This is a genomic window from Streptomyces sp. NPDC048479 (genome assembly GCF_040651435.1).
Classification (GTDB): Bacteria; Actinomycetota; Actinomycetes; order Streptomycetales; family Streptomycetaceae; genus Streptomyces.
The window spans coordinates 1-2216 of the sequence record NZ_JBEZKA010000105.1 but is presented as its reverse complement, the minus strand read 5'-3'; the positions used below and the strand labels follow the sequence as shown (position 1 = coordinate 2216).

The following is a 2216-nucleotide window of genomic DNA, read 5'->3' as shown; positions in this document are numbered from 1 at the left end:
CCCGCAGAAGTCCACGCCGAGTACGAGGAGTTGCAGGCAGCGGCATAACGAGAACCCTCAACACCGCTGTCCGAGAAGCCCAGGGCCCCTCACTCAGCATTAGTACTGCAACGGTCTATGCCGTGACTGTTGGCCAGGGCGGTCGTTGGTGTGGTTATGGGTGGGGACCTTGCTGATGTCAGGTTGTGGGCGGGTGAGTTGGACCGTTGCAGGAGCGGTTCGTGCATCGGTTCAACAGGACTGAGCCGCGAGAGTCGGCGCTTGCCTATATGCGGGGGCTGATCGCTCCGCTGGAACGGAAGAATGGCTGGGCAGTGCAGGCACAGGCCTCCCCGATGATCACAGAGCGTCGCAACTCCATGATCACGGAAACCTGTGCCTGTCTCGTCTTCAGCCAGCTTCGCCTGCCCTCAATCCGCGCGACCTCTGTCGGTTCGAATGACATTCTGCGCGTTTTGCACCGCCTGCGCTATGAATCGGGCACACCATGGCAACCTTTCTCTTGCATCTCGGGCAGGTATAAGCCCCAACCGGCGAGAATAGGGGAGTAAGTGGATGAATTCTGAGCGCAGGACGGCGCCCCGGTTGGGGCCGCTGCCGCGTCGAGACAAGTGGATGGCCGGTAGCGCGATCGCCTCGCTAGCACTGGTGCTGTCTGCCGGTGTATTCGGTCCGGCTGCGGCCACTGCTCAAAGCGTCGGGGGTCGCCCGAGCGTGACTGGTCATGCGGTCAGCGAACGCGACAAGTGCAAAGAAGGGCCCAAGCGCTATCAGGTCGGGCCACAGTCAGGCGACAGGAATGGCTGCCGGCGGGGACCGACTGGGGCCACAGGACCCACGGGCGCGACCGGCGCCACAGGACCCACGGGTGTGGGTGCCACCGGGCCGACCGGCGCCACAGGACTTGCAGGTGCGACCGGCGCCACAGCACCCACGGGTGTGGGTGCCACCGGGCCGACCGGCGCCACAGGACCCGCAGGTGCGACCGGCGCCACAGGACCCACGGGTGTGGGTGCCACCGGGCCGACCGGCGCCACAGGACTTGCAGGTGCGACCGGCGCCACAGGACCCACGGGTGTGGGTGCCACAGGACCCGCAGGTACGACAGTCAACATCGGCGCGAGCGCCTTCAGGAATTTCGATCAGACCATCCCGAACGACACCGATACGCTCATCGACTTCAACGGTGTCGATTACGCCACCAACATGGTGTTCGATCCGACGCACTCAAGTCTGGTGGTCACCACCAGTGGGCGCTACCTCCTCAAGTCAAGGATCGCTTGGACTTACAGTCCAAACGTTGCGACGGGTCGTCGGGTAAGCATCCTTGTCAACGGCGCTGCTGTGGCATTCGACCTGCAGGACGCCGAAACCATCGGACAAGTACCGCAGCAGCCCATTTTTGGAAGTCTAACGACCCAGGAGGTGTCCGTGATTCGTAACCTGAACGTCGGAGACCGCATCCAGCTTGCCGTCTACCAGAACACCGGAGTAGACGCTACCTCACGCAGCTTTGGCGGCTCACTCGAGCTATATCCGAAGCTCCAGGCGGAGTGGCTCGCGCCGTGACGACGCGGAGCCGCAGGTGATCTCGGCGCCAGCCGCATCTGGTCTCCTGAGTTGAGTCCGAGAGATTCTCCGGGAGGACAGGCGCTGGTGAGCACGGCCGCGAGGGCCCTGGCCCAAGTGGCCGTACTCTCAGCCACCTCGAGGCACGAGGCCGCATGCAATGCCGTTTGTCGTTGCAGCCGCGCAGCGTCCCGCCTTCACGGCCTCCAGGCCGTGAAGGCGGAAATGGCGGCGATCGCCTGAGGTTGCCTCCATCCTGGAGGTTCACCCGGTGACGGTCCGCAGGGCGGTGCACCGCACGAGTGCGATGGCGGATGCGCCCCGCAGCGAACAGCCACCGAAGGTGAACTGGGCAGACCTGGAGCGCTGGAGCAGATGCTGGACGACAGCGTGGAGGCGGGGGCCCGTACGGACGTTGCCTCGGCACGCATCGTGGCTGGCCGCAGAATGCGGCGTGACCACCCACTCGGCGCGGCCTTCCGTGAGGTGATCCCCGTGGTGTGGACACGCCTGATAATGGATCTTGTTGATCCTGGAAGGTGTAGATCTACGTGGCACGGCCCTCGAAGTACAGTCCGGAGTTCCGGTCCGACGCGATCGTGTTGTGGCGGGCCTCGGCGGGCAGGCGGACGTTCAAGGACGTCGCG

Annotated in this window: 1 protein-coding gene and 1 pseudogene; both read left to right on the top strand. The window is 64.6% G+C overall.

Annotated elements, in window-relative coordinates; genetic code table 11:
* Nucleotides 1–156: 156 nt before the first annotated feature.
* Nucleotides 157–311: pseudogene (locus AB0D12_RS41170) on the top strand (IS701 family transposase); the annotation flags it as partial.
* A 766-nt stretch (nucleotides 312–1077) separates the two neighbouring features.
* Nucleotides 1078–1569, top strand: coding sequence for a hypothetical protein (locus tag AB0D12_RS41165; RefSeq protein ID WP_362695189.1), 492 nt, complete (start codon nucleotides 1078–1080; stop codon nucleotides 1567–1569).
* Nucleotides 1570–2216 lie beyond the last annotated feature (647 nt).